Annotated in this window: 24 protein-coding genes; 5 read left to right on the forward strand and 19 right to left on the reverse strand. The window is 72.7% G+C overall.

All coding sequences use genetic code 11. The features are described 5' to 3' along the window. Nucleotides 1-83 precede the first annotated feature (83 nt). The 10 genes from ACE4Q9_RS23945 to glnII all read right to left on the reverse strand — a co-directional run bounded on the left by ACE4Q9_RS23945 (nt 84) and on the right by glnII (nt 10354). Entirely contained in the window at nt 84-1133 is a 1050-nt protein-coding gene (locus tag ACE4Q9_RS23945; RefSeq protein WP_397986285.1) for a PDR/VanB family oxidoreductase, read from the reverse strand. After that, entirely contained in the window at nt 1133-2047 is a 915-nt protein-coding gene (locus tag ACE4Q9_RS23950; RefSeq protein ID WP_397986286.1) for a metal-dependent hydrolase, read from the reverse strand. Before ACE4Q9_RS23950 ends, ACE4Q9_RS23945 begins: the two co-directional genes overlap by 1 nt. 89 nt (nt 2048-2136) lie before the next feature. Beyond that, complete coding sequence (locus ACE4Q9_RS23955) at nt 2137-4062, reverse strand: hypothetical protein (protein ID WP_397986287.1); 1926 nt, start codon at nt 4060-4062, stop codon at nt 2137-2139. Between the two features lie 408 nt (nt 4063-4470). Further along, nucleotides 4471-4977, reverse strand: coding sequence for a tetratricopeptide repeat protein (locus tag ACE4Q9_RS23960; protein ID WP_397986288.1), 507 nt, complete (start codon nt 4975-4977; stop codon nt 4471-4473). Nucleotides 4978-5038: 61 nt separating this feature from the next. Continuing rightward, nucleotides 5039-5698 (reverse strand): LuxR C-terminal-related transcriptional regulator, encoded by a 660-nt coding sequence (locus ACE4Q9_RS23965; RefSeq protein WP_397986289.1) that lies wholly within the window; start codon nt 5696-5698, stop codon nt 5039-5041. Further along, nucleotides 5683-6942, reverse strand: a complete 1260-nt coding sequence (locus ACE4Q9_RS23970; protein ID WP_397986290.1) for a sensor histidine kinase — start codon at nt 6940-6942, stop codon at nt 5683-5685. The genes ACE4Q9_RS23965 and ACE4Q9_RS23970 overlap by 16 nt, the downstream gene beginning before the upstream one ends. 103 nt (nt 6943-7045) lie before the next feature. Next, the gene (locus tag ACE4Q9_RS23975) at nt 7046-8089 is read right to left on the reverse strand and encodes an NAD-dependent epimerase/dehydratase family protein (RefSeq protein WP_397986291.1); all 1044 of its coding nucleotides are present in this window, start codon (nt 8087-8089) and stop codon (nt 7046-7048) included. A 65-nt stretch (nt 8090-8154) separates the two neighbouring features. Next, nucleotides 8155-8817 carry a winged helix-turn-helix domain-containing protein gene (locus ACE4Q9_RS23980; protein ID WP_397986292.1) on the reverse strand — a complete coding sequence of 221 codons (663 nt, stop codon included), beginning with the start codon at nt 8815-8817 and terminating at the stop codon, nt 8155-8157. 117 nt (nt 8818-8934) lie between these two features. Continuing rightward, nucleotides 8935-9057: a hypothetical protein gene (locus ACE4Q9_RS23985; protein ID WP_397986293.1), complete on the reverse strand. Its 123-nt coding sequence runs from the start codon at nt 9055-9057 to the stop codon at nt 8935-8937. Nucleotides 9058-9322: 265 nt separating this feature from the next. Further along, on the reverse strand, nt 9323-10354 hold the full coding sequence (gene glnII, locus ACE4Q9_RS23990) for a glutamine synthetase (RefSeq protein WP_397986294.1): 1032 nt from the start codon (nt 10352-10354) through the stop codon (nt 9323-9325). 216 nt (nt 10355-10570) lie between these two features. On the opposite strand from glnII, the gene ACE4Q9_RS23995 reads away from it, so the two are divergent. Further along, a complete protein-coding gene (locus ACE4Q9_RS23995; RefSeq protein WP_397986295.1) occupies nt 10571-11428 on the forward strand; it encodes an alpha/beta fold hydrolase in 858 nt (285 codons plus the stop codon). 308 nt (nt 11429-11736) lie between these two features. On the opposite strand, the gene ACE4Q9_RS24000 is transcribed toward ACE4Q9_RS23995, so the two are convergent. Then, a complete protein-coding gene (locus tag ACE4Q9_RS24000) occupies nt 11737-12111 on the reverse strand; it encodes an arsenate reductase family protein (RefSeq protein WP_397986296.1) in 375 nt (124 codons plus the stop codon). A 164-nt stretch (nt 12112-12275) separates the two neighbouring features. Between ACE4Q9_RS24000 and ACE4Q9_RS24005 the strand changes: the two genes are divergently transcribed. Beyond that, a complete protein-coding gene (locus ACE4Q9_RS24005) occupies nt 12276-12590 on the forward strand; it encodes a hypothetical protein (RefSeq protein ID WP_397986297.1) in 315 nt (104 codons plus the stop codon). Nucleotides 12591-12659: 69 nt separating this feature from the next. Here ACE4Q9_RS24005 and ACE4Q9_RS24010 read toward each other — a convergent pair whose 3' ends face one another. From ACE4Q9_RS24010 to ACE4Q9_RS24020, 3 genes are all read right to left on the reverse strand, one after another. Next, nucleotides 12660-13244, reverse strand: a complete 585-nt coding sequence (locus ACE4Q9_RS24010; RefSeq protein WP_397986298.1) for a hypothetical protein — start codon at nt 13242-13244, stop codon at nt 12660-12662. A 62-nt stretch (nt 13245-13306) separates the two neighbouring features. Next, on the reverse strand, nt 13307-14230 hold the full coding sequence (gene htpX / locus ACE4Q9_RS24015) for a zinc metalloprotease HtpX (protein WP_397986299.1): 924 nt from the start codon (nt 14228-14230) through the stop codon (nt 13307-13309). A gap of 125 nt (nt 14231-14355) precedes the next feature. Then, complete coding sequence (locus tag ACE4Q9_RS24020) at nt 14356-14613, reverse strand: hypothetical protein (protein ID WP_397986300.1); 258 nt, start codon at nt 14611-14613, stop codon at nt 14356-14358. A 346-nt stretch (nt 14614-14959) separates the two neighbouring features. On the opposite strand from ACE4Q9_RS24020, the gene ACE4Q9_RS24025 reads away from it, so the two are divergent. Continuing rightward, entirely contained in the window at nt 14960-15211 is a 252-nt protein-coding gene (locus tag ACE4Q9_RS24025) for a hypothetical protein (RefSeq protein WP_397986301.1), read from the forward strand. Nucleotides 15212-15321: 110 nt separating this feature from the next. Here the strand turns inward: ACE4Q9_RS24025 and glnA are convergent, their stop codons facing one another. After that, nucleotides 15322-16731: a type I glutamate--ammonia ligase gene (gene glnA, locus ACE4Q9_RS24030; protein ID WP_397986302.1), complete on the reverse strand. Its 1410-nt coding sequence runs from the start codon at nt 16729-16731 to the stop codon at nt 15322-15324. Nucleotides 16732-16941: 210 nt separating this feature from the next. On the opposite strand from glnA, the gene ACE4Q9_RS24035 reads away from it, so the two are divergent. Beyond that, complete coding sequence (locus tag ACE4Q9_RS24035) at nt 16942-17409, forward strand: RDD family protein (protein ID WP_397986303.1); 468 nt, start codon at nt 16942-16944, stop codon at nt 17407-17409. A 92-nt stretch (nt 17410-17501) separates the two neighbouring features. Here the strand turns inward: ACE4Q9_RS24035 and ACE4Q9_RS24040 are convergent, their stop codons facing one another. The 4 genes from ACE4Q9_RS24040 to lipB all read right to left on the reverse strand — a co-directional run bounded on the left by ACE4Q9_RS24040 (nt 17502) and on the right by lipB (nt 20587). Next, nucleotides 17502-18203, reverse strand: coding sequence for a DUF4191 domain-containing protein (locus ACE4Q9_RS24040; protein WP_397986304.1), 702 nt, complete (start codon nt 18201-18203; stop codon nt 17502-17504). A 62-nt stretch (nt 18204-18265) separates the two neighbouring features. Then, nucleotides 18266-18463: a hypothetical protein gene (locus tag ACE4Q9_RS24045; RefSeq protein WP_397987314.1), complete on the reverse strand. Its 198-nt coding sequence runs from the start codon at nt 18461-18463 to the stop codon at nt 18266-18268. A gap of 243 nt (nt 18464-18706) precedes the next feature. After that, nucleotides 18707-19672, reverse strand: a complete 966-nt coding sequence (lipA, locus tag ACE4Q9_RS24050; RefSeq protein WP_397986305.1) for a lipoyl synthase — start codon at nt 19670-19672, stop codon at nt 18707-18709. A gap of 117 nt (nt 19673-19789) precedes the next feature. Then, entirely contained in the window at nt 19790-20587 is a 798-nt protein-coding gene (lipB, locus tag ACE4Q9_RS24055; RefSeq protein WP_397986306.1) for a lipoyl(octanoyl) transferase LipB, read from the reverse strand. Nucleotides 20588-20819: 232 nt separating this feature from the next. Between lipB and ACE4Q9_RS24060 the strand changes: the two genes are divergently transcribed. Further along, on the forward strand, nt 20820-22274 hold the full coding sequence (locus ACE4Q9_RS24060) for a regulator (protein ID WP_397986307.1): 1455 nt from the start codon (nt 20820-20822) through the stop codon (nt 22272-22274). Nucleotides 22275-22346: the final 72 nt, after the last annotated feature.

The raw sequence follows: 22346 nt of genomic DNA on the forward strand, positions 1-22346 counted from the left end.
CGAACACCTTACCGAGCGGATCCGGCCGCCAACGGTCCGGACCCGAACCGGTGTTCACATCGATGGGTCAGGGCATCGGTGCGTCACAGATCGAGCACGAGGCGTTCGCCGCGGGCCCGCGACACACAGATCAGCATCGAGTCGGCACGCTCCGCGTCCGTGAGCAGCTCGTCCCGGTGCTCCACCTCGCCCTCCAGCACCCGCTGCTGGCAGGTCCCGCAGAACCCCTGTTCACAGGAGTAGACGGTGCCCGGCAGCTCCCGGCGCACGGCGGCCAGCACCGTGGAGCCGGCCGGCACGCGCACCGTGCGCCCGCTGCGCCGCAGTTCCACCTCGAACGCGGTGTCCCCGTCCGCCGGGGCGCGCGGCGCGAACCGCTCCAGATGCAGCGCGGCCCCCTCCGGCACCCGCTCCGCCACCGCCTCCATCAGCCCCTCGGGACCGCAGCAGTACACCGCTGTGCCCGGCGCCACCCGCGCGAACAGCGCGTCCAGGTCAGGCCGCCCGTCCTCGTCCTGTGCGACGAGCGTGAGCCGGTCCCCGGCCAGCTCACGCACCTCCTCGAGGAAGGGCATCGAGGCCCGCGTCCGCCCGCAGTACAGCAGCCGCCACGCGGCACCCTCCGGCAGCGCCCGCAGCATCGGCAGCACCGGGGTGATGCCGATCCCGCCGGCGACGAAGACGTACGACTCGGCCCCGACCAGCGGGAACCGGTTGCGCGGCCCGCGCACCTCCAGCTCCATCCCCTCGGCCAGCTGCTCGTGCACCTCCCGCGAACCGCCCCGCCCGTTGGCCACCAGCCGGGTGGCGACCGTGTACGAGGAGGTGTCCTCCGGGTCCCCGCACAGCGAGTACTGCCGCACCAGCCCGGAGGGCAGCACCAGGTCCAGATGCGCCCCCGGCGTCCAGCGCGGCAACTCCGCGCCCTCCAGGCGGAGTCGTACGACGCCGTCGGCGATCGTCTCGTGCGCGGTGAGCAGCAGCCTGAGGGCCCGCGAGCGCGGCCGGCCGGAGATCGGCGTCTCCAGCGCGGGCATCGGCCACAGCGGCGAGACCTGGACGCGGCGGCGCAGCGCGCTCCGGGTGATCAGGGCGGCGCCCGCGACCAAGGCGACCGTACGCAGCTTGGGCATCAGGCGGCACCCTTCGCGGAGTGCTCCGCCCGCTCGGCGGCGAGCGCCGCGGGGGAGGCGGCCAGATACGCGACGGCCTGGGCGGTGGAGAACTCGTGGGAGGGGTGGTAGTCCCGGCCGAGGTAGCGCGGGATGGACCGCAGCATGGCGCCGGTACTGGGCAGCAGGCCCGCGCGACCGCGGTCGTAGAAGTCCTTGAAGGACGCCCTGGGGTCGGTCAGCGTCGGGTCGTTGGCCAGGAAGAAGCGCACCCCGCGCTGCCACAGGAACAGCAGGGCGGAGAACGCGCTCGCCCAGGTGCGGGCCCGCCGCCGGTAGCTGCCGTCCAGGTGCGTGAACAGGTCGAAGGCGACCGAGCGGTGCTCGACCTCCTCCGCGCCGTGCCAGCGCAGCAGGTCCAGCATGGTGGGGTCGGCGCCCCGCCGGTCGAGTTCTGCCGCGCCGAGCACCCAGTCGCCGAGGAACGCGGTGTAGTGCTCGATGGCCGCGATCAGCGCCACCCGCTCCAGCAGCCACCAGCGGCGCGCCCGGCCCGGCGGCAGGGTGCGGTCGCCGAGCAGCTTCTCGAAGAACCAGTCGACCTGCGCGGTGTACGGCGTCGGGTCCAGGCCCTGCTCCCGCAGGTGCGGCAGCACCTCGTCATGGGACTGGGAGTGCATCGCCTCCTGCCCGATGAACCCGATGACGTCCTCGCGCAGCCGCTCGTCCGTGATCAGCGGCAGCGCCTGCTTGTACACGTGCACGAACCAGCGCTCGCCGGCGGGCAGCAGCAGGTGCAGCACGTTGATGGTGTGCGTGGTGAACGGATCGCCGGGCACCCAGTGCAGCGGCGTGTCCTCCCACGAGAAGGACACGTTGCGGGCCTTGAGCGCGATGCGCTCGGACTCCACCGGCCGGGCCTGCTTATAAGACATGGCGTCAATGTACTGACGGGTAGACGCCCTGAGAAGGGTTACGGCACCGGTTGTTTACGGCGGTGTCAGCAGCGCCCCGCCCACGGGTCCTAGTGCAGCCCCTCGATCGCCCGGCCGCCCGCCAGCGTGCCCTTCAGCTGGGCCTGCGCCCCCTGGGCGGCCTTGGCGACCAGCAGCGAGCCCGGCGCGGACGCGGTGATCCCGCCGCTCGCGTGGATCGCCACCGTGTCCGGGGAGCCCGCGGCCAGCAGGTACCAGTGCCCGCCGCGGGACTTCCACAGCACCCCGGCCAGCACATGCGGATCGCGCGGACCGCACGCCGCGGTGCCGGTGCCCTTCGCGGTGACCGCGCCGTAGCGGGAGCCGGGGACGCGGAACTGGGCCAGCGCGGCGGCGCCGTCCCCGCGCCAGGTCTCGGCACGGGTGCAGGCCCACTGACCGGCCCCGCTGCCGTCGGGCAGCGGCTGCTTTGCGAAGTCCCAGGCGTTGACGCTGCGCACGCCCGAGGAGCGCTCGGTGGCCAGCGAGCAGGCGAACGGCGCCCACGCCTGGAGCCCTTCGGTGGTCGCGGCCTCGCCGGTGGCGCCGGGGCGGCCCGCGGTGAGGCGGGCCGGGACCAGCTCACCGAGGTCGGTGGCGAGCTGGGTGCCGGACCCGCCGGTCACCTGGAGCACGGTCCAGGAGGTGCAGTTGCCGGTGGCCAGGGCGGGGCTGGTCAGCGGGGCGGTGACGCCGCCGTGGACCGCGAGCGGGGCGGGCGCGGCGGCCGGCTTCATCAGGTCGCGGGTGGCCGCCTTCTTCACCCAGGGGGCCAGCAGGTACTGCACATTGCCGTCGGCGCGGCCGAGGACCAGGGCGCTCGCCTCGGCACCGGTCGCGCCGTCCACCCGCGCGAAGTCCAGGGCGGCGCCCTGGGTGCCGTCGGCCGGTTCGGCGTAGCGGGCGATGCGCAGGCCGTCGTAGAGGATCACCACACGGGCGGCGTCGACCTGGCCCGCGTACAGCAGTTGGGGCGGGCCCGCCGGGCCACCGGTCTGGGTGCCGGGGGTGGCCGAGACCCGGACGTTCTGACCCGGCCGGGCCCAGACCGCGAGGGCGCGGCGCAGCAGGTCCTTGTCGCCGGTGAGCGGCCCGCGCGCGGGCCACGCCGAGAAGTCGGTACGGGCCGCGGTGTGCCAGGCGGTGGGGGAGACGCGGGTCAGCTTCGCCGGGTCGAGGGCGGCCTGGGCGGCCGGGTTCTCGGCGTAGGCGGGGGCGGCGGCGCCGTCCGGGCCCCAGCCGGAGTGCGGCAGCCCGAGCAGCGCCCCGCACACCGCGAGGGCGGCGGCGGCGCCGAGGGCGGCCCTGGTGTGCTGGCGGCGGCGGAGCAGATCGGTGGGCCGGGCCTGGAGGGTGCAGGGGTCGAACTCGGGCGAGGACAGCAGGCCCGGCTGGGCGGGCACGCTGTTCGCCATGGCGAGCGCGCCGCCCGGATCGTCCACCCCGGCGGCCTCCAGGATCTCGCGGATGTCGTCGTCGGACAGCCGGTCCAGGCCGCGCAGCACATAGGCGGCGCGGGCCGGTGCGGACAGCTTGGACAGCCGTTGGTCCAGGGCGAGTTCGTCGGCGCCGCCCGAGCGCGGGAGCAGCCGCAGGCCCCAGACGCGGGGGAGCGGCTGGGGCAGGGCCCGGCGGGGGCGGGCGGCGGCGAGGGCGGCGCGCAGGACGCGCTCGCGCAGATAGGCGTAGCCGGGGTCGTCCGGGCGGGCCGCGGGCTCCGCGGGGCCCCGGCGGGCGGGGGTACGGCCCGCGGGCTGCGCCGGGATCCGGTCGGCCTGCTTGCCCCGGGGCAGGGCGCGCTGGGTGAGGGCGTGTGCGGTCAGCACCCGGCGTCCGCGGCCGGGGCCCGGTGGCAAGACCAGATAGGCGAGCCGGACCAGTCGTGGGTAGTGCTCGACGAGCGTGGCTTCGGCCTGCTCGACGTCGGCCGGTCCGGAGGCGGGTGCGTGACGCTGGGCTACATCCTGTGACTGCACGTCCGGGAAAACGAGCGAGTCCTTGGTTGGTCACCGTCAAGCGCCCCGCCGATGCGTCCGGGGCGGCGGGTCCGGGCCGGTTCCAGGCCGGGTCCGGGCCGGTTCGGGACGCGGGGCCGACACGTCCGGGCGGCCGGAAACGGTGCGTCCGGGCTCTCCGGTTCAGCGCGTCCAGGCCCTCCGCTTCGGTGAGTTCAGGGGGCCGGGCACGGCGCGGGCACGGGTTCGGTGCGCGACGCGTTGCTGCCGTCTGCCGTCTGCCGTCTGCCGTCTGCCGTCTGCCGTCTGCGGGTTGCCGTCCGTCGCCTGGCGGCTGCCTCCGGAGCCGGTGCGTGCGCGGCTCCGCGCCGGTACGACATGCTGACGCGGCCGGACACCGGCGTGCGCGCGGCCCTGGAGCCGGCCCTTTCAGGTCTCCGGAGCGACCAACGCGCGCGCGTAGTTGGTCATCGACCGCTGGTAGCGCGGCAGATGGGCGGCCAGCGCCTCCAGCACCAGGGACAGGCCCTCGCGGTCGCGGCCGAGGCTGGACAGGCACAGCGCGAGACAGGCGCGCACCGCGTCGTCCAACTCGTCGCTCGGGCCGTCCAGTTCGGGAGTGAGGAGCTCGACGCCCTCCTCCGGTTGCCCGATGTTGCGCAGCGAACTCGCCAGCTGGATCCGCGCCCGCCGCCCCCGGTAGCCGTCGAGACCGCGCGCCAGCGCCTCCCGGTACAGCGGCACGGCACGGTCCGGGTGCCCGGTCGAGTCGAAGGCGCAGGCCCGCTCGAAGGGACCCCGCGCGCTGTCCTCGGGCAGTGCGGCGACGAGGCCGTCGATCAGGGCGCGGAACTCCGCCGCCCGCTCCTCGGGGTACTCGCCGCGCTCGAAGGCGGCCCACGCGGCGTCCACCCGGTCGTCCCAGTCCTGGTTCACCGCGTCAGCCTCGCACACATGTACCCCCGAGGTCACCCGGAATCGAGCCGGCGGCCGGTCCTCAGCAGGACCCTCCGTCGAGATACGCCAGCACCGCGAGCACGCGCCGGTTGTCGTCGTCGGACACCTCCAGACCGAGCTTGCCGAAGATGTTGGAGGTGTGCTTGGCCACCGCCCGCTCGGTGACGACCAGTTGGGCGGCGATGCCCGCGTTGGACCGGCCCTGGGCCATCAGCTCCAGCACCTCCCGCTCGCGCGGGGTGAGCCGGTCCAGCGGCCGGTCCCCGGCCGGGCCGCCGCGGGCCAGCAACTGCTGGATGACCTGCGGGTCCATCGCCGTACCACCCGCCGCGACCCGCCGTACGGCGTCCACGAACTGCTCCGCGTCGAACACCCGGTCCTTGAGCAGGTACCCGATCCCGCCCTCGCCGTCCGCGAGCAGTTCGCGCGCGTACAGCTGCTCCACGTGCTGGGACAGGACCAGCACCGGCAGCCCCGGCCGGGCGCGCCGGGCGGCCAGGGCGCACTGGAGGCCCTCGTCGGTGTGCGTGGGCGGCAGCCGTACGTCGACCACCGCCACGTCCGGCCGCGACTCGGCCAGTGCCCGCGTCAGTTCGGGGCCCGACTCGACGGCCGCCGCGATCTCGAAGTCGTAGGCCTGAAGCAGCCGGACCAGCCCGTCGCGCAGCAGGAAGAGGTCCTCGGCTAGGACAACACGCACGGAATCTCCATGGTCACCATGGTGGGGCCGCCCGCGGGGGAGCTGACGGCCAGGACGCCGTCGAATGTACCGAGCCGCTTCTCGACCCCGGCGAGCCCGGAGCCGGCGCCCACCGCGGCGCCGCCCCTGCCGTTGTCGGTGACTGTGATCCGCAGCCGGCCGTCGGTGTGGTGCAGATCCACCCATATCCGGTCGGCGCCCGCGTGCTTGGCCGCGTTGGTGAGCAGCTCGCTGACCGCGAAGTAGGCGGCCGACTCCACCGGCGGGTCGGCGCGGCCCGGCAGCTCCACCGTGACCTCGGCGGGCAGCGGCAGCCGCAGTGCCAACGCCCGCACCGCGTCGCCCAGTCCGCGTTCGGCGAGGACCGGCGGATGGATGCCGCGGACCAGGTCGCGCAGCTCCTCCAGGGCGTCCGCGGAGTTGCGGCGGGCCTGCGTGAGCAGTTGCCGGGCCTGCGCCGGGTCCTTGTCGAGCAGCATCTCGATGGTGCCGAGGTCCATGCCCATGGCGACGAGGCGGGCCTGGGCGCCGTCGTGCAGGTCCCGCTCGATGCGGCGCAGTTCGGCGGCGGAGGTGTCCACCGCGTCCCGCCGTGTCTCGGTCAGCACCCGGACCCGCTCGACGAGTTCGCCCTCGCCGTTGCCCAGCACCGCCCGGACGAGCCGGAAGTGCGCGGTCAGCAGGCCCGGCGTGAACCGCAGGGCGACCCGCAGGATCACGAGGGCCAGCAGGCCCGCGACGATGGCCCCGCCCTCCCCGCTGACCGGGACGAACGCGTACCAGTAGGTGCCCCCCTGGGCATACGCCCGCCACAGCCCGAAGGGCAGCATCAGCCCCTCGACGGGGTAGAACAGCAGCACGGCCGGGAGCAGCGCGGTGAAGAAGCCCGCCGTCATGTCCACCGGCAGCCAGCGCACGTCCCGCCAGGTCTGGGGGTCGCCCAGCATCGTGAAGGCGCGGGTCCACGGGTTGGTGCCGCGCGGTATCGGCCGGTACACCGCGCGGATGGGCACCCCGCACCACTCGGCCGCCAGCCTGCGGCGCACGTCCGCCAGCGCCCTGACTCCGGTCAGCACGAGGGGAGTCGTGAGCAGTCCGATGCCGAGCGGGATGAAGGCGAGGGAGAGCAGGGTCAGCACCAGGAACGCTATGCCGAAGGGCAGCGTGATGAGGGCCAGCACCAGTCCCCGCACGGCGGCGAGCAGAGACTGCCGGGCCCGGTCACGCATGGTGTCGCTGTTCATACGGCGAGTCTGGCCGACCCGCGGGGCACGGGTCACTGGTCCGGGCCCCCCTCTTCGGGTGGGGCTAGGTGCACCCCCACTCGGGGTGCTGCCGGGTACTCCCTCAGCCTGCGCGGCCGTCACCTGGGAAAGCGGCGTCGACGACGCCGTCCCGCAGCGCGGCCAGCACCTTCGCCTCCGCCTCCGGCGCGACGCCGACCGTGGGACGGCCGGACCGCCGGGGCGGGGTGCCGCCGATGCCGGTCAGCCAGCGCCAGGTGTCCACGACGGTCGCCGTCACCGGCCGGCAGACCAGCCCGGTGGCGAGCGCCCGCGACACATCGCAGCCGTGGACGGCGTCGTGCATCTCACCGCCCGGCGGCACCCACACCGGCAGCTCGGTCCACGGCTCGATCCCTGCGTCCAGAACCGTCTGCGGGTCGGCCCAGCACAGCTCGGCGTCCGCACCGGTGGCCGCGAGGCAGGCGTCGAGGAACGCGCCCATGGTGGTGTGACCGGGCGGGCTCACCAGGTCGTAGGGGCCGCTCAACTCCCGCTCCAGGGCGCCGAGCAGCCAGTCCGCGAGGTCGCGGACGTCGATGTACTGGAGCGGCAGGTCGCGCGGGCCGGGCGCGAGGACGGGGCCCCCGCGGGCGATCCGGTTCAGCCACCAGGGCAGCCGGCCCACGTTCTCGTACGGCCCGAGGATCAGCCCCGCCCGCACCAGCAGCGAGCCGTCCGCGCCGAAGGACTCCAGCGCGGCCAGCTCACCACCCCGCTTGTCCTGGGCGTACTCGCGCTGCTCCGCGTCCGCCGCCGCGCCCTCGACCAGCGCGGCGCCCTCCCTGGCCCCGGCCGGCCAGGGCCAGGCGTACACCGAGCAGCTGGAGATGTACGCGTACCGACCGGCGCGGCCCCGCAGCAGGCGTGCCGTGTCCCGCACCGCGCGCGGGGCCGCCGACCAGGTGTCCACCACCGCGTCCCAGTCGCCCTCGGCGAGCGCGTCCAGTCCGCCCGGCGCGGTGCGGTCACCGGTCAACGCCGCTGCTCCGGGCGGGGGTTGGTGGCTGCCCCGGTTGAAGACGGTCACCTCCCAGCCGCGCCCCACGGCGGCCTCGGCCACGGCGCGTCCCACAAACTCCGTTCCGCCCAGCACCAGAAGTCTCATACCGGGCAGCCTGCCCGGTCAGGCGGTGGGCGGTGCGGGACTACGCCGAAGGCGGAAACGGCGGTTCAACGGCCGGTCGGCGGAATGTACTTGTAGCCGACCCGGCGCACGGTCTGGATGGTCCGGCGGTGCTCGGCGCCCAGCTTGCGGCGCAGCCGGGCGATGTGGACGTCGACCGTGCGGCCGTCGCCGACATGGCCGTACCCCCACACCGTGGTGACCAGCTGGTCGCGGGTGTGCACCCGGTGCGGATGCGCCACCAGGTGGGCGAGCAGCTCGAACTCCAGGTAGGTCAGGTCGAGTTCGCGGCCCTCGATGAAGGCGGTGCGGCGCCCGGCGTCGATCCGCACCAGCGGTTCGGAGGCCGTCTGGACCGCTGCGCCCGCCCGGCCGGTACGGTCGGCGCCCGGCTGCCCCACGCGCCCGGCCTGTTCTGCCTGTCCCGCCTGTCCCGTCTGGTCCGGGACCGCGACCGGCAGGAACGGCGGCTGCTGGTCGGCGGGGACCAGCACCAGGTAGCCGACCATCGGCGGGCGGCCGGGCAGGACGGGCAGGGTGTGCTGCGGGGCGGGCAGCCAGGTGGCGCCCGGCGGCAGGAAGTCCGCCACATCGACCACCTCGTCCCGGTCGACGGCGCGCAGCCGGTGCCGGGCGGGGGCGTTCAGTGGGGTCGCGGAGGGGGCGGGAGAGACGGCGGAGACGGGGGAGACGGAACGAGTGGTCGCCATGAGAGGTCAGCTCTTTCGCGCGAGAGGTTCGTCGGGAGGGACGGCGGCCGCGATTCGTGGTCGGGGCGCGCCGGGACGTACGTCGTTCCGCGCTGGCCGAAGGCCGGGGTTACGGCTTCACAGGGCCCGCGCGGTGATCGCGCGACAACACACCCGGTCGAAGTCGTGATGCTGGCGGGAGGGCCAGAAGGGCTCGAGGTCGTGACGACCCGTCGCGGTGATCTTCTGGAAGCTGGCCATGCGCCCATTGAAGCAGAGGCGCGCGCCGGGCACGAGAGTCCTCTCACAGCTTGGACGTGCCATTGGCGTGAAGTCTGCGTTGCGAGGGCTTCGGGGGCCGCAGTCAAGCGCCTGATCAGCGAGTTGTGGGTGTGGAGACGGCTGAATCGGTGTCTCAGAATGCGGACAGAGGGGCACCCGATGAGGCGCACCCCGGACACACGTCAGGGGCGCCCGCCGCGAACGGCGAGCGCCCTTGAGGGTCCCGAGGGTGTTCCGGGGTGGCTCAGACTTGGCCGGCCTTCTCCAGCGCCGTGCAGCAGGTGTCCACGATCAGGCGGGTCACCAGGTAGGGGTCGACGTTGGCGTTCGGGCGGCGGTCCTCGATGTAGCCCTTGCCGTCCACCTCGACCTGCCACGGGATGCGCACCGAGGCACCGCGGTCGGAGACGCCGTAGGTGTACTCGTCCCACGGGGCGGTCTCGTGCAGACCGGTCAGCCGCTCGTCGATGCCGGCGCCGTAGTTCTTGACGTGGTCCAGCGGCTTGGAGCCCTCGCCGAGCGCCTCGCACGCGGTGATGATCGCGTCGTAGCGCTCGCGCATCGCCTTTGTGGAGAAGTTGGTGTGCGCGCCCGCGCCGTTCCAGTCGCCCTTGACCGGCTTGGGGTCGAGGGTCGCGGAGATCTTGAAGTCCTCGGCGGTGCGGTACAGCAGCCAGCGGGCCACCCACAGCTGGTCGGAGACCTCCAGCGGGGCGAGCGGGCCGACCTGGAACTCCCACTGGCCCGGCATGACCTCGGCGTTGATGCCGGAGATGCCGAGACCGGCCTTCAGGCAGTTGTCGAGGTGCGCCTCGACGACCTCACGGCCGAAGATCTCGTCGGCGCCGACACCGCAGTAGTAGCCGCCCTGGGGAGCCGGGAAGCCGCCCTCGGGGAAGCCCAGCGGGCGGGCGCCGTCGAAGAAGGTGTACTCCTGCTCGATGCCGAAGACCGGCTCCTGCGGGGCGAACCGGGCGGCGACCTCGGCCAGTTCGGCACGGGTGTTGGAGGCGTGCGGCGTCATGTCCGTGTTCAGGACCTCGCACAGCACCAGCATGTCGTCGCCGCCGCGGATCGGGTCCGGGCAGGTGAAGACCGGCTTGAGCACGCGGTCCGAGGCGTGGCCCTCGGCCTGGTTGGTGGAGGAGCCGTCGAAGCCCCACAGCGGCAGCGCGTCGAGACCGGCCGGAGTGCCCGCGATGATTTTCGTCTTGGAACGGAGCTTGGCCGTCGGCGTGGTGCCGTCGATCCAGATGTACTCGGCCTTGAAGGTCACGGGGGACACATCCTTCGGGGTGGTTCGGACGCACTCGCGGGTGCCGTGCGGCGCCGTGCGCCGTCTCTCGATCTGCCCGGAAGCCTGCCCATAGGCCGTTTCCCGGCCATTGCCCTGGTGTGAACCCAGTGTTACCTGGGGGTTTTGTGCCCCGGATCACGTAGGGGCCCGGCCGGTAGGGTGAGGTGGACCGACGAGACAGCAGGGGGCCGTCCGGTGACCGGTTACGACAGCGATGCCTTCCGGCGCGCGTACGACGGGCTCCTGGCGCGGTGGCCCGCCGACCGCGAGGCGCTCACCGTCCCCACCCCCTGCGGCGCGACCCGTGTCCATGTCTGCGGCCCGCGCGACGCGCCCCCGCTGCTCCTGCTGCCGGGCGGCGGCGGAGCCACCTCCCTGTCCTGGTACGCCCAGGCCGCCGGCCTCGCCCGTACGCGCCGGGTGTACGCCCCCGACATCATCGGCGCCCCCGGCCTGAGCACCCCCGCTCCCGGCCGGCACCCCCGGACGCTCACCGACCTGACCGGCTGGCTGGACGCGCTCCTTGGCGGCCTCGGCATCGACCGCGCCGACCTCGGCGGGCACTCGTACGGCGCCTGGATCGCGCTGTCGTACACCCTGCACGCCCCCGGCCGGGTCCGCCGCCTGTTCCTGCTGGACCCGACCGAGTGCTTCACCGGATACCGGCCGGGGTATCTGCTGCGCGCCCTGCCGATGCTGCTGCGGCCCACGCCCGGCCGGGTCCGCGCCTTCCTGGAGTGGGAGACCGGGGGAGCGGCGGCCCGGACCCCCGAGTGGCTGCGGTTGCAGGAGGCCGGTGCCGGGTTCCCGGCCGCGAGACCGGTGACCCGCCCGCGCCCGGACGCACGGGCGCTGCGCGCGCTCGACGTGCCGGTGCTGCTGCTCGCGGCCGGGGCCGGCAAGGTGCACGACCCGAGCCGGGTCACGGCGGCGGCCGAGGCGCTGCTGCCGCGCGTCACGACCGCCGTGCTGCCGGGCGTCTCCCACCACGCCCTGCCCCAGGCGGCCCCGGCGGAGCTGACCGACCGGTTGACCGGCTTCCTGACGGGCTGAACCCCACGCACCGCCCCCCGGGTTTCGCCGCTACCCGGCTCGCGCCCGTCGTCCGGCTCGCGCCCGTCACCCGGCTCGCGCCCGCTGTCCGGCTCGCGCTTGTCGTCCGGCTCGCGTCCGCTGTCCGTCTCACGTCCGTCGTCCGTCTCGGGCCCGCTGTCCGGCTTGCGCCCGTCGTCCGTCTCGCGCCCGTCACCCGGCTTGCGCCCGTCGTCCGTCTCGCGCCCGTCACCCGTCACCCGTCTCGCGCCCGCTGTCCGGCTCGCGCCCGCCCCCGGCCCGCGCTGCCGCCCCCGTACGACGCCCCGTCAGCCGGACGCGGAGTCGTGGGCGATGGCCTCCCGCACCGCCTCCTCCGTGCGGGCCACCACCGCCGTGCCGTCGTCCGCCGTGATGATGGGCCGCTGGATCAGCTTCGGGTGGCCGGCCAGTGCCCGGATCCACCGCTGGCGGGAACTCTCGTCCCGTGGCCAGTCCTTGAGTCCCAGGTCCTTCGCGGCCGCCTCCTGGGTCCGGGTGATGTCCCACGGCTCCAGGCCGAGCCGCCCGAGTACGGCCTTGATCTCGTCCTCGCTCGGCACGTCCTCCAGATAGCGCCGCACGGTGTAGCCGACGCCCTCGGCTTCGAGCAGGCTGATCGCGCTGCGGCACTTCGAACAGGCCGGATTGATCCAGATCTCCATGTCTCCACGGTACGCGAGAACCCGTGCGCCACCCCTGTACCGACAGCCCCCAAAGCCCTTGTGGCCAGGGCCTTTTGTCAGTGGTCGGCCGTAGAATAGAAGCAGTGTTCGAGGGTGCCGCCGGGCTCGCCGGCCGGCGCCCTGATCGCGTCTGGAGGATGCCCGTGCCCGCTGCCGCTCTCAAGCCGAAGCCGTCGCCGACCCAGTCCACCACCCGGCACCCCGTGCTGTTCGACTCGCCGTACGAGCCCGCCGTGAAGCGCCCCCTGCCGGCCGGCCGCCCCCGCGAGTGGTACGTCGCGCACAACCGGCGCCTGAAGGCCATGCGCCTGGCCATCGCCCTGCTCGACTCCGGCGTCTACCTGCCGGACCAGGCGCACGACGACACCATCCGGGGCACCGCCGAGACGATCGGCATGCGCCCGCCGTCCGACACCACGTGCCGCATGGTGCGGGCGCTGATGCGCTACAGCCGCTGATCCCCCGCGGCGCCGGGCATGTCCCCCGCGGGACCGCCCGGCGCCGCCGGCCCGGCTCGGCCGGGGCGCTCACAGACCGGGGGCGCCCCACACCGGGAACCAGCGGGACAGGTCCTGCTCGATCCGCAGGTCGTCGGCGAGTACGGACTTCACCTGGAGCTCCAGCGCGTTGTCCCGGCGCTCGCCGCCCCCGGCCAGCGGGGCGAAGGGGTAGAAGGTGCCCCGTTTGTAGAGGTAGACGAGCGCGAGCGCGCGTCCCGAGTCGTCGGCGAAGCCGGCCAGCGAGCACAGCAGCTGCGGGCCGAAGCCGTTGCTCTCCAGGGAGCTGTTCACCGCGTGCAGATCGTTGACGAGCTGCGGCAGCTGGTCGGGGGAGCGGCGGGAGACCAGCCACGAGTAGCCGTAGTCGTCCTGGCGCAGCTCCACCGGCGTCCCGGCGCGCTCCGCGTCCGCGTCCAGCAGCGCCTGCACCTCCCGGTGGGTCTGCTCGAAGGCCGCGCCCTCCACGGTGGCGAAGCACACCGCTCCCCGCCCGGTCGGGGCGAAGCCCATCGCCGCCTGGAGCGTGATGGCGGCGGAGGGCAGTGCGAACAGCTGGTCGAGATCGGGGGCCACGGGCTTGGTGCGCCCCAGCAGGATGTCCAGCAGGCCCAACGCTCAGCCCGCCTTCCGCGACAGCGCCATGTTGTCCGTTCCGTTGTTCTCCGGGGTCCCGCTCATGCCCGGTCGGCCTCCCCCGGTACGGTCTCGCCCAGCTCCGCCGAGATCCGGCCCAGCTGGTCCAGCCGCTGCTGGAGCGTCGGGTGGGTGGAGAAGAACCGCTCGATGCCCGGCTCCTTGCCGGTCGCCGGGGTGAAGTAGAAGGCGTTGAACGCCTGGGCCGTACGCAGGTCCTTGGTCGGGATGCGCGCGATGTCCCCGGTGACCTTGGTGAGCGCCGAGGCCAGTGCCGAGGGACGCCCGGTCAGCTGCGCGGCCGCGCGGTCGGCGGCCAGCTCCCGGTACCGCGACAACGCCCGGATCAGCAGGAAGCTGATCGCGTACACGGCCGCCGAGACGCCCATCACGCCCGCGAAGACGACGGCGGTGTTCTGGTCCCTGCGGCCCCCGCCGAAAATCTGCGAGTAGAAGGCGAAGCGCACCAGCAGGCCCGCGACCACGCCGAGGAAGGAGGCGATGGTGATCACGGCGACGTCCTTGTGCGCCACGTGCGACAGCTCGTGCGCGAGGACGCCCTCCAGCTCGCCGGGCTCCAGGCGGCGCAGCAGCCCGGTGGTCACGCAGACCACGGCGTGATCGGCGTTGCGTCCCGTGGCGAACGCGTTCGGCATGTCCATCTCGGACACGGCGACCGTCGGCTTCGGCATGTCCGCGATCGCGCACAGCCGGTCCACCACCGCGTGCAGCTCCGGGTACTCCTCCCGCTCCACGACCCGCCCGTGCATGGCGAACATCGCGATCCGGTCGGAGAACCAGAACTGGGCCACGAACATCGCGCCCATCAGGACCACGACCAGCAACCAGGACTTCAGCAGCACGAGCAGCGCGGCGATGAACGCCACGTACAGCAGTCCGAGCAGGAACATCGTGACCGTCATCCGCACGGTCAGTCGCCGGTCGGTCCTCAAGCGGCTCCGCATCTTGCATCACCCCGCAGTCAGGCACCTTCGTCCCGCTGTCCAGTGTGCACCTGCCGCACGGCGTGGGGAGGGGGCCGGACGGCCCGCTCACCCGACCGACGGCTTCCGTGACTCCTCGTGATCGGTCAGTAGCCGTTCCGTATCTGAGCGTAACCCAGCAGCACGATCACCGCGGCCACGCAGCCCAGGACCACCGCGGTGGACATCCAGGAGGAGCGGCGGGGCCGCACGGGCTCCGGGTCGGCGCGGAAGGGGGCCGGGTCCGGAGGGTTCTCCTTCCAGCGGGCGGTGAGCATCCGGGCGCGGGCGGAAGGCTCCTTGTGCGGGGCGGAGTCCGCCCAGCGAAGATCGAACTCCCGTTGCCAGTCGTCCTCTTCAGACATTCCCCGTTCAACCTCTCTCGTCCGGACAGCTGCGGGGAGCATGATCCCGTCGGCCCCCCGGAAATAGGAAGCCTGAACGGTACGAAAGGTTGCACGGGGCTCCTGAGCAGCCCGTTTACGCCCGATTCGCGTCCGGATGCCGGGTGCTGATCCGGCCGCTAGCATTTTCAGCAGAGCCGCGCCGCAGGGTGCGCCGGACGTGCGCCATCCCCGCCGACCAGGGGAACGTCAGCCCTGCTTCCTGAACACAGGCGGCACCACCCACGACCGTGTCCCGCCGAAGGCGCGGGTGCGGCCATCTTCCGGTGCCGGAACGGCGCCGGGGGAATGGAAGGAGGGCAGTTCGATGAATGCACAGCGTGCGAGGCGTCTCGCCGCGGTGTCCGCCGTCGGCGTGCTGCTGGCGGGCGGGGCCACCGTGGCCACCGCGAGCACCGCGTCGGCGTCGACCCAGACCCACGTCACCACCAACCGCGGCTGCTACGGCCGTAACTGCTTCGGCTTCAACCGGGGCTTCAACCGTGGCGGCTTCTTCGGCTTCAACAACGGCTTCGGCTACGGCTACAACTCGCCCGTGGTGGTGGTCGTGGTGCCCTGACGCACCCACGCCGTGACACACGTGCCGTGACACACGCACCGGGGCCGCCTCCCTGCGGGAGGCGGCCCCGGTGCTGCGCCGGGTCGGTCGCACGTGGTGCGACGGCTCGGTCACACGTCGAAGTACAGCTCGAACTCGTGCGGGTGCGGGCGCAGCTGGAGGGGGGCGATTTCCTGGGTGCGCTTGAGGTCGATCCACGTCTCGATCAGGTCGGACGTGAAGACGTCGCCCTGGAGGAGGAACTCGTGGTCGGCCTCCAGGCGGTCGAGGACGGCGCCGAGGGAGGTCGGGACCTGCGCGACGTTGGCGTGCTCCTCGGGAGCCAGCTCGTAGAGGTCCTTGTCGATCGGCTCGGCCGGCTCGATCTTGTTCTTGATGCCGTCCAGGCCCGCGAGGAGCAGCGCCGAGAAGGCGAGGTACGGGTTGCCGGAGGAGTCGGGCGCGCGGAACTCGACGCGCTTGGCCTTCGGGTTGGAGCCGGTGATCGGGATGCGCATCGCGGCGGAGCGGTTGCGCTGCGAGTACACCAGGTTGATCGGCGCCTCGAAGCCGGGCACCAGGCGGTGGTACGAGTTCACCGTCGGGTTGGTGAAGGCGAGCAGCGAGGGGGCGTGCTTGAGGATGCCGCCGATGTAGTAACGGGCGGTGTCCGACAGGCCCGCGTACCCGGCCTCGTCGTAGAACAGCGGGTCGCCGTTGCTCCACAGCGACTGGTGGACGTGCATGCCCGAACCGTTGTCACCGAAGATCGGCTTCGGCATGAAGGTCGCGGTCTTGCCGTTGCGCCAGGCCACGTTCTTCACGATGTACTTGAACAGCTGGAGGTCGTCGGCGGCGGCCAGCAGCGTGTTGAACTTGTAGTTGATCTCCGCCTGGCCGGCCGTGCCCACCTCGTGGTGCTGGCGTTCCACCTTCAGGCCGGACTTCTCCAGCTCCAGGGAGATCTCGGCGCGCAGGTCGGCGAAGTGGTCCACCGGCGCGACCGGGAAGTAGCCGCCCTTGTAGCGGACCTTGTAGCCGCGGTTGTTCTCCACCGCACCGGTGTTCCAGGCGCCCGCCTCGGAGTCGATGTGGTAGAAGGACTCGTTCGCGCTGGTCTGGAAGCGCACCGAGTCGAACACGTAGAACTCGGCCTCGGGGCCGAAGTACGCGGTGTCCGCGATGCCGGTCGAGGCGAGGTACGCCTCGGCCTTGCGGGCCACGTTGCGCGGGTCGCGGGAGTACTGCTCGCCCGTGATCGGGTCGTGGATGAAGAAGTTGACGTTGAGCGTCTTGTCCCGGCGGAACGAGTCGACCCGAGCCGTGGACAGGTCGGCCCGCAGCGCCATGTCGGACTCGTGGATGGCCTGGAAGCCGCGGATCGAGGATCCGTCGAAGGCCAGCTCCTCGTCCGGGTCGAACGCCTCGGCGGGCACGGTGAAGTGCTGCATGATGCCCGGCAGGTCGCAGAACCGGACGTCGATGAACTTGACGTCCTCGTCCGCGATGAACTTCTTGGCCTCGTCGGCGTTCTGGAACATCCAGCTCCTCCTACTCCCGGCCGTCCGCGCCGGGGTGGTAGATCGTTCGTGCGGCCAGTGCGGTGGCACACGCTCGTCCCGACCCTAGGGACGGGTGATTTCTCCGGCGTGACCCGATTGTTTCGCTGAAGTTAACCGGGCACTCGTCCACCGTAGCTCCGGGACACCCCGGCGTCCCCCGGTCATATGGGGACGCAGTACCGTGGTCGGGTGGACAACAGGCAGGCACTCGGATCGTGGCTCTCCGGCCCTCGCGCGGCCATGGAAGACGCCGGCGCGGACTTCGGTTACCGGGGGGAACAGCTGGGGCTGCCCGAGGAGGGTCCGGGCTCGCTGGCCCGGCCGGGCAGGCGGCTCGGGGCCATCGCGGTCGACTGGGCGCTGTGCCTGCTGATCGCATACAGCCTGATCACGCATGGCTACGACCAGGGCACCGGCAACTGGGCCCTCGGCGTCTTCTTCGTCATGAGCGCCCTGCTGGTCGGCACCATCGGCTTCACTCCGGGCAAGCGCCTGTTCGGCATCCGGGTCGTGGCCCTGGGGACCGGCACCGTCAACCCGCTGCGCTCCCTGCTGCGCACCGTCCTGCTGTGCCTCGCCATCCCCGCCCTGGTCTGGGACCGCGACGGCCGCGGCCTGCACGACCGGCTGGCGAAGACGGTCGAGGTCCGGGTCTGACCCGTAGGGGCCGGGAACGAGGAGTACGACGAGGGGGGCGCCCGGTGTCACACCGGGCGCCCCCCTCGTCTTAACGCGTCGCGCAGCGCGGCCTAGCGGCCGCTCTTGCCGCCCTTCGGCATCCGCATGCCCCTGGGCATCGGACCCTTCGGTACCGGCATGTTGCTCATCAGGTCGCCGAGCGCGCGCAGCCGGTCGTTGGTGGTGGTCACCTGGGGGCCGGTGAGCACGCGCGGGAGCTTCAGCATGGTGGTGCGCAGCTTCTTCAGCTCGACCTGGCCATCGCCGTTGCCCACGATGATGTCGTGCACCGGCACATCGGCGACGATGCGGTTCATCTTCTTCTTCTCGGCGGCCAGCAGGCTCTTGACCCGGTTCGGGTTGCCCTCGGCGACCAGTACGATGCCGGCCTTGCCGACCGCGCGGTGCACCACGTCCTGGCTGCGGTTCATCGCCACCGCGGGGGTGGTGGTCCAGCCCCGGCCGACGTTGTCCAGCACCGCCGCCGCGGCGCCCGGCTGGCCCTCCATCTGGCCGAAGGCGGCCCGCTCGGCCCGGCGGCCGAACACGACCGCCGCCCCCAGCAGGCCCACCAGCAGACCGAAGATGCCCAGGTAGACCGGGTGGCCCAGCAAGAAGCCGATCACGAGGAACACCGCGAGCGTGCCGAGCCCGACGGCCGAGAGCACAAGGCCGATCTTGGAGTCGACCTTGCGGGTCATCTTGTACGTGAGGGCGATCTGCTTCAGTCGCCCGGCATTCGCGGCGTCCGCCGCGGTTTCCTTCCTCGCCATGGCACGAAGTCTACGTGGCGCCGGGAGCGCGGACGACGGCAGTGCCCGCGGGGGCGGCGGGGCTACGAGCCGTCCGCGGACCGCTCGTAGAAGCGCTGCGCCTCCACCCGGTCCCTGGCCCGGCGGCGGTCCTCCAGGACCGAGGTCCAGGCGTTACGGCGGGCGGTGCGCTGGCCGCCGCTCATCAGCAGCGACTCGACGGCGCGGAGGGCGTCGGTGAGGGAGGGGATGGCGGTGGCGCGTACCGGCGGGGCCTGCATGGTCGAGATACCCCCTGCGAGCGGGTGGTGTACGAGGCGTGATTCGAGGGTCACTGATTGGTGTTACCAGGGCGTGTCCGAGCGGTCAAACACCGATGAAACGTTGATACGGCGGCCGCAAACCCTGACGCGGCCCTGACGGGTGCCCTCATCAGCGAGGACGGTCAGGACCGCGTCGAACCGGCCGCTACTGGCCGGTAATTACTTGTGCGCGAATTCACACACGATGAGGACGGATGGCGCTCACACGGCCTGGCTCGCGACGTAGCTGCCGCGCTTCTCGATCGCCATCTGGTACAGGCGACCGGCGCGGTACGAGGAGCGCACCAGCGGGCCGGACATCACCCCGGAGAAGCCCAGCTCCTCGGCCTCCTCCTTCAGCTCCACGAACTCCTGCGGCTTCACCCAGCGCTCGACCGGGTGGTGGCGCACGGAGGGGCGCAGGTACTGCGTGATGGTGATCAGCTCGCAGCCGGCCTCGTGCAGCTGCCTCAGCGCCTCGCTGACCTCCTCGCGGGTCTCGCCCATGCCGAGGATCAGGTTGGACTTGGTGACCAGGCCGAAGTCGCGGGCGTCGGTGATGACCTTCAGGGAGCGCTCGTAACGGAAGCCGGGGCGGATCCGCTTGAAGATCCGGGGCACCGTCTCGACGTTGTGCGCGAAGACCTCGGGGCGGGACTCGAAGACCTCGGCCAGCTGCTCGGGGACCGCGTTGAAGTCCGGGGCGAGCAGTTCGACCTTCGTGCGGCCCTCCGCGCGCTCGGCGGTCTGCCGGTGGATCTGGCGCACGGTCTCGGCGTACAGCCAGGCGCCGCCGTCCGGCAGGTCGTCGCGGGCGACACCGGTGATGGTGGCGTAGTTGAGGTCCATCGTGACCACCGACTCGCCCACCCGGCGGGGCTCGTCGCGGTCCAGGGCCTCGGGCTTGCCCGTGTCGATCTGGCAGAAGTCACAGCGCCGGGTGCACTGGTCGCCGCCGATGAGGAAGGTGGCCTCGCGGTCCTCCCAGCACTCGTAGATGTTCGGGCAGCCGGCTTCCTGGCAGACCGTGTGCAGGCCCTCGCTCTTCACGAGGCTCTGCATCTTGGTGTACTCGGGGCCCATTTTCGCCCGCGTCTTGATCCACTCGGGCTTGCGCTCGATGGGGGTCTGGCTGTTGCGGACCTCCAGGCGCAGCAATTTGCGTCCGTCGGGTGCGACTGCGGACACGACCGGCTCCCTCAGCTTTGATTCTTCGGCGTCCCCCAGGGTACGCCCGTGTTCTGCACGCCCTGGCGCCGAGCTCAACCTCACGACCGCAGGGCGCATTCCCGCGCGGGGGTTCCGTCAGGCCGACGCCTTCTCGACCGGCCGCGGCCTGAGGTCGGCGTTCTCCAGGACGTCCCGCAGATGCTTTTCGGCCACCGGCACGACCTCCTCCACCGTGACGTCCCGGCCCAGCTCGCCGGCCAGGGAGGCCACGCCCGCGTCGCGGATGCCGCACGGGATGATCCGGTCGAACCACTTCATGTCGGGGCAGACGTTGAACGAGAAGCCGTGCATGGTGACGCCCTTGGCGACGCGGATGCCGATCTGGGCGATCTTGCGGTCCTCGCGGCGCTGGCCGGCGTTGGAGGGCGCGTACTCCGGGCCGTTGAGCCGGGGGTCGAACTCCTCGTCGGTCAGCCGGGGGTCGAAGTCCAGGGAGAGGTCGCCGAGTGCGGGCCGCTGTTCGACCGGGTCGCCGAGCACCCACACACCGCTGCGCCCCTCGACGCGGGTGGTCTCCAGGCCGAACTCCGCGCAGGTGCGGATCAGGGCCTCCTCCAGGCGCCGTACGTGCGCCACCACGTCCACCGGGCGCGGGAGCTTCTGGATCGGATAGCCCACCAGCTGGCCGGGGCCGTGCCAGGTGATCTTGCCGCCGCGGTCCACGTCGATCACCGGGGTGCCGTCCAGCGGCCGCTCGCTGTCCTCGGTGCGCCGGCCCGCCGTGTAGACCGGGGGGTGCTCCAGGAGCAGCACGGTGTCCGGGATCTCGTCGGCGAACCGGGCGGCGTGCACCCGGCGCTGCTCGTCCCATGCCTCCTGGTAGTCGACGGCCTCCGCGCCGAACCCCATACGGACGAACCGCAATTCACTCACGGCAAGCGCCTCCCTAGCGATGTCAGGCACGTCACGCGCCCACGCCACTGTACGTCCGTCCGTGGGACGTCAGCCCTGCGGGCAATCCTCACACGATCGGATGAATGAAAGCTGAAGTATCCGAGCGGGTGCTCACTCTCCGCTACATTCGCGCCGTTCATGAGGCCAAAAGGGCTGCTCACAGGCAATCCCGGCACGTAACGAGGCCCGGAGGCAGGAGACCGCACCACCGATGACGGACCGACCCGCGCAGCGCACCCCCAACCGTCAGCTCGCCGCGCTCATCGCAGAGGCGGGGTTCTCCAACGCGGGTCTGGCCCGGCGCGTCGACCAGCTCGGCCTCGAACACGGGCTGGATCTCAGATACGACAAGACCTCCGTCACCCGCTGGCTGCGCGGCCAGCAGCCGAGGGGTACGACGCCCGCGCTGATCGCCGAGGTGTTCACCCGCCGGCTCGGACGCCGGCTCTCCGCCCAGGACCTCGGCCTGGACGCGTGCGCGCCGGTGTACGCCGGGTTGGAGTTCGCGGCCACCCCGGAGGAGGCCGTGGACATCGTCAGCGGGCTGTGGCGCAAGGACTCCGGCAGCCACGCCGAGCTGCGCAAGATCGCGTTCACCCCGGCGGGGCTCGTGGTGCCCAGCCGGGACTGGCTGATCGGCAAACCCGACGACCGGGTGGCCAGGGAGCCGGCACCCCGGGTGCCCGCGCAGGGCCGGCCGGGCGTGCCCCGGCCCCCGGCCGCCCGGCCCCGGACGCGCGGGCCCCTGGAGCGGGTCCCCGGACACCGGGTCGGCGCGGGCGACATCGCCGCGCTGCGCTCGGTGGGCGAGCTGTTCCGCACCCTGGACGACCGCTTTGGCGGCGGACACGCGCGGCAGGCGCTGGTGCGGTACCTGGAGCACGAGTGCGAGCCGATGCTGCGCGGCAGCTACGACGAGCACACCGGGCGCCGGCTGTTCTCGGCGGCCGCGGACCTGACCCGGCTGGCGGGCTGGACGTCGTACGACATCGCGGCGCACGGGCTGGCCCAGCGGTACTTCGTGCAGGCGCTGCGGCTCGCGCAGGCGGCGGGCGACCGGCCGTACGGCTCCTTCGTGCTGGTCACCATGAGCAGGCAGGCGGTGTACCTCGGGCACGGCCGGGAGGCGGTGCAGCTCGCGCGGGTCGCCCAGCAGGGGATCGCCACCGGGGGGCCGCCGGCCGTGCAGTCGCTGCTGCACGCGGCGGAGGCGCGGGCGCACGGTGTGCTGGGGGAGGTGCGGGCGTGCACGGCCGCGCTGGTGCGGGCCGAGCGGGCGCTGGAGGCGGCCCGGCCGGGGGACGAAGTGCCGTACTGGGCGCGGTTCTTCGACGAGGCGCAGCTCGCGGACGAGCTGGGGCACTGCCACCGGGACCTCCAGCAGTTCCGGGCCGCCGCGCAACACGCGGAGCGCTCCCTCCAGTTGCGCGCGCCCGCGTACGCCCGCAGCCGGCTGTTCTGCCGGGTCGTCCTCGCCACGGCCCGCCTCGGCCTCGGCGAACTCGACCAGGCGTGCGCGCTGGCCGCCGAGGCCGCGGTCCAGGCGGCGGACATGCGCAGCGCGCGGGCCATCGAGTACATCCGCGACTTCGAACGCCGCCTGGAGCCCTACAAGGACGCGGCCCCGGCCCGGACTTACCACGAGAAGGTGGCGGCCCTGAACTGAGGCCGGCGGGACCTGGACCGGAGTTGGCCCGCCGGGCCGGCCCCGGCCGTCCGCCGGGGCCGGGAGCCGAGT

This window comes from Streptomyces sp. AM6-12 (assembly GCF_044327085.1).
In the GTDB taxonomy this organism is placed as follows: domain Bacteria; phylum Actinomycetota; class Actinomycetes; order Streptomycetales; family Streptomycetaceae; genus Streptomyces.